Source organism: Pseudomonas sp. HMWF006 (assembly GCF_003061205.1).
Lineage (GTDB): Bacteria > Pseudomonadota > Gammaproteobacteria > Pseudomonadales > Pseudomonadaceae > Aquipseudomonas > Aquipseudomonas monsensis.
This window is the reverse complement of sequence record NZ_QAIU01000441.1, coordinates 369-4,906: the sequence shown is the minus strand read 5'-3', so window position 1 is coordinate 4,906 and position 4,538 is coordinate 369. Positions and strand designations below refer to the sequence as shown.

The window sequence follows — 4,538 nt, the reverse complement described above, 5'->3', positions numbered from 1 at the left end:
CAATTGAACAGTGTGTCGGACTGACCGCCGAAGTCATTCATGTTCGACACCCGCAAGGTGGTGAACGCGGTATTCGTCAGGGCAAACCGCGCATGGCCGCGTGGCGCGATCATCACGGTTTCGATCGGCATTCTGGTTTTTTCCGGGCCGGCCAGCAGACCGACGACCGTGATGTGAAACGGCGTCGGGTTATCGACCAGCAACTGTCGGGTGGCCGGGTCGATTTTCAGCTCAAGGCCCAGTGCCAGGTCCTCGCCCCGCTCGCGCTTTACAGCGGCCGGCCGGTAGAACAACTTGATCTTCGACTGCAAGGCAATCTGCATCGAGTTGACCGCCTGGGTTTTCGGCGGAATCTCGCGAATGTTCAAATAGAACACCGACTCCCGGTCAGCAGGGAGTGCCAGCTGCGGCAACTTCACAATGCGCAGGACACTGCTTTCGTTCGGCTCGATGCGCTGCAACGGTGGCAGGACCATGAACGGTGACGTGACTTTCTGGCCACTCTCGTTCTCGATCCACGACTGCACGATAAACGGCAATTGCGGGTTCTTGTTGCTGACCGTGACGCTGACTGACGGCGCACTTTCCTCGAACACCAGACGGGTGCGATCCGGCACCACAGCGGCGCTGGCCAGCACGGGAACACAGAGCCCGATTGCCAGGCTCAGACGGTTGAAAAAACGACCCACAGAAAACACAACATAACGTGACATGGTGACTCCGGATTAATGAACAGGCGCGATTACAGACACTGGGCAGGCTTGGCGACGTTGGTCACCACGTCCTCCTCAGGGAGTTCGGCCAGACTGCATTGGCCGGCGTCATCCCAACGCGCTACCAGTTCAGCCCCGGCCTTGATGCCCAACAGATAAGTGACGCCGGCCTCGCCGACGATGCCCACTTCCTTATTGGTGTTTTTGTCTTGCACCGATGCGCCGAAAGGCACCGGTTTACCGCCGAGACGGGTCAACACGACAAACGCGTTGCGGCCCTGCCCCGTGGCGAAATTGACGTAGCCGATGGCCCCCTCAGTCAGCGCCAATCGCTGGATCGGATTGGATACTTCGGTGTTGAGTGGCAACTTTTCCACGTTGACCCGCGCTTCGTAGGCCTGGAAGGAAGGCAAGCCGTCCATCACCGCATAACCGTTACGGTTGGTGCGGGTCTGGCCGGTGAATGCCACGTCCGCAACGCCGTCGGTGGACACCAGCAGACGTGTATCGCCATTGGTGCCATTGCCATGGGCCGATACGCCATAACGGGTCGCGACCAGTGAACTGTCGAGCTCGCCGGTGAGCGAGCGATAGGTGCTGCCATCGGTTGAGACAGACGCATTCGCGCGGTAACTCGACGCCCGTTGACCGACATACGCGTTGACATAGCGGTTGTCGCCAACGCCGCCATACACCTGATAATTCACCCCTTCACCGTCATCATGGCTGTACCCGACACTGGCCGACGAACCTGCGGAGCCCGAGCGCTGCAGGTTGCTCGACATCATCGAGTTGCCACCCAGTGGCACGGTCACGCCGAGATAGATTTGCGCGTCGTTCTGCCGGCTATTCTGGGTCTGGTACGCCGATACGTTGACGTTGATGTTCTTGACGTTGCCAAGGGAAAAACTGCGCGCCACCGTCAGCCCGAAACGATCGGCGGCGGGGGCATCCCAGTAGGTCGAATGGTCGTAGGAGAAACTCGTCGACAACCAGGGAAAATGCTTGGCAACGGTCACCGAATAACGTTGTTTGCCCGAGTTCAGCGAATAGGCATCCGCATCGCCGACAAACTGCGAGAAGTTGGTGAACGTCTTGTCAGAAAAGCGATAACCCAAAAAGCGCAGGTCAGTACCAATGGCGTCAAATCGCTTGGAATAGTTGATCCGGTAAGAATTGCCGACCACGGTTTCACCGTTCCAGCGCAACGTGGCCCGGGAGGTGGTGACATCCCCCGACACGGCACCGAGTACGCCGAGATCCTTGCCGATGCCCACAGCGCTCGACTGGTACCCGGAGGCGGCAAGCCAGCCGCCATAGACGGTCCAGTCCTTGGCCAGGCCGTAGGCCGCCTCCGTGGCCACGAACCCGGGCTCGCTGCCGCCCTGGCCGGTCAGGCGCGGCTGGCCGGCGGAAACCTTGTAGCGCAACTCGCCCTCACGGGACAGAAACGGCACAGCGGCAGTGGCGACGGTGAACGTCTGTTCGGTACCGTCTTCTTCCCGCACGGTCACGTCCAGCGTGCCTTGCACGCTGCTGTTGAGATCCTGAATGCTGAACGCGCCCGGCGTCACCGTGGTCGAGTACAACACGCGCCCCTGCTGGGACACCGTGACCGTTGCGTTGGTGCGCGCCAGGCCACTGATCAGCGGCGCATAACCGCGCAGGTTCGGCGGCAGCATGCGGTCATCACTGCTCAGAGTCGCACCGCGCAAAGCAAAGGTGTCGAACACGTCAGAGTTCAGATAGTCCTCACCGAGCGACAGCTTCGAACGAATCGTTGGCAACGCACGATAGGCATACAAACGGTTCAACTGAGCCGCTTCGCCGTGGGGATTATCACCTTGGCTGGCGGATTCCAGCCGCGCCTGATAATCGGCGCGCACGCGCCACGCATCCAGGTTAATCCCGGCAGTGCCGTAGCTCTGCAGCGAGCGCGAATCCCCGGACGAACCCTGGGTCTGGCGACTGTTGGCGATCACTCGATAATCGAGCAACGCGCCGTTGAGCCCGTCGCTCCAGGCGGCGGGCGGAATGTAATCGGGGTCGTCGTACTCGAAGGTCGCCTGCGGCAAGCTGATCGACAGACGCCCAAGATTCTTCATGTACTTGATCGAGGCATTTTCGATGCCACGCAAATCCACACATTGACCGTCAGCCAGACGCGGCAGGCTTTTCAGCAAAGACGGTTTGAGACCAAAGGTCAGTACCAGGTCTTCGGGCAGACAAGCGTAACTTTCATCCGGGTTGGCGCCGCTCTTGAACTCGATCGAACGCGAACCGAAATAACGCTGGTTGACAGTAATATCCAACAAGTAGCGACCGGGCACAGTGTATTGCGCATGGGCAAACTGTCCGAGACTGATATCGTCGTTTTTGTCGATATTCAGAAACTCCGAATTAAACTCCACGGCACTTGAATAACGCGCACAGGAGATCAACACGCAAGACACGAAAAGTTTTCGGCCGTACACGGGAAATAGCCTTTATCAGAACTTTGACGGAAAAGAAAAAAGGGGTTTTCACCCCTTTTTCTTACACCTGGCGATACGCGGGTATCAGTTGTAGGCCACGGTGAAGTTAGCCACGCTGTCGGCTTCACCAGTGGTGACGGTCGCAGCAGTGGCTTCATACATGGCGGCGAAGGTCACGGTGTTGTTGCCGTTTTGCAACACAACCGGAGCGACCTGCTCAGTGCCATTGTCGAGCATTTCGCCGGCACTGGCCTGCAGACGGATACCGACGTTCTGTGCCAGACCGGTGGTGGCGAACAAGCCTGGAACGGCTGGATCCTGGACACCGCTGAAGGTGAAGCGCGCGTTCTTCTGAGTGGTGGTGTCGCAGTCGGTCAGGATGATGTCGAACTTGGTCGGGGTCGAACGATCACCGATCGCTTTGAACTGGTTAGATGGCACTTGCCCCAGGGAAACGGTCTGGTCCAGGGAGCTGGCGTCGATACCGCAGGCGCCGGAAACGATTTCACCGATGAAGCGCACGGTGCCAGGGTTGCCGGAAGCCGGCGTCGCAGCGTTAGCGAAGGAAGCGAGACCCATAACAACGGTAGCGGCGGTAACAGCGACGATTTTTTTCATTTTTTACATCTCTTGGGATAGTTATTTATTTGGCCCAGCGGCCTGGCTTCCCAAATCACTCGTGAACGGCAACAGGTTTATTTGCAATGACAAACAAACCTCATCACGGCGTTTGCAACTGATGATCCCCCCATTATTTCCGGCCATTCCTTGCCGAACTTTCCAGGTATCAATTGCACAGCCGTAATACCGTACCGAGTAATCAGGACGCCGGGCATCTCTGCTCCGGAACCAATAGTGATCGAGCCCCAAGGTCGAAAATGTAAGTTCTTTCCTGTCGCCGTGTAGGACAATTCCCAGCAACCGAGAAATGTTACTCGGTGGTACTCGGACTCCAGAACGCCTGCACCACCAGCGCCGAGGTCGAAATCCGCGCCACCAGCGCATCCAGCTCATCACCATCGACCGAGGTGGTCGCCAGCGTCGCTTCAATTTCTATTTCATCGGCACCGAAGGCATGCACATCGACATCGCTGGCGGGATAGTTGCTGCGCTCCAGTTCCGCCTCGAGCAAGGCGAATACGGCTTTCTGCTGTGACCGCCGGGCGATGACGTAAACGATGTTGGTGACTTCCGCCGAGACCACGTCCAGTGGCTGACGGTTGATGTTGTTGACGATCGGCCGCAACAAGGTGTTGGCGGCGAGGATGAACAGGGTGCCGAGCACCGCTTCGGCGAGCAGGTCGGCACCGGCGCAGGCGCCGACGGCAGCGGATGTCCACAGGGTGGCGGC

The 4,538-nt window shown here is 58.6% G+C and carries 3 protein-coding genes and 1 pseudogene; all 4 read right to left on the bottom strand.

The window, feature by feature from the left end; genetic code table 11:
• Positions 1-713 (bottom strand): molecular chaperone (locus tag DBR24_RS18570; protein ID WP_146189081.1); only part of this gene is annotated, 713 nt, incomplete at its 3' end.
• A gap of 29 nt (positions 714-742) precedes the next feature.
• On the bottom strand, positions 743-3,124 hold the full coding sequence (locus tag DBR24_RS18565; RefSeq protein ID WP_225931086.1) for a fimbria/pilus outer membrane usher protein: 2,382 nt from the start codon (positions 3,122-3,124) through the stop codon (positions 743-745).
• Between the two features lie 147 nt (positions 3,125-3,271).
• A complete protein-coding gene (locus DBR24_RS18560; protein WP_095047684.1) occupies positions 3,272-3,805 on the bottom strand; it encodes a fimbrial protein in 534 nt (177 codons plus the stop codon).
• A 313-nt stretch (positions 3,806-4,118) separates the two neighbouring features.
• A pseudogene (locus DBR24_RS32815) lies at positions 4,119-4,538 on the bottom strand (MgtC/SapB family protein); the annotation flags it as partial.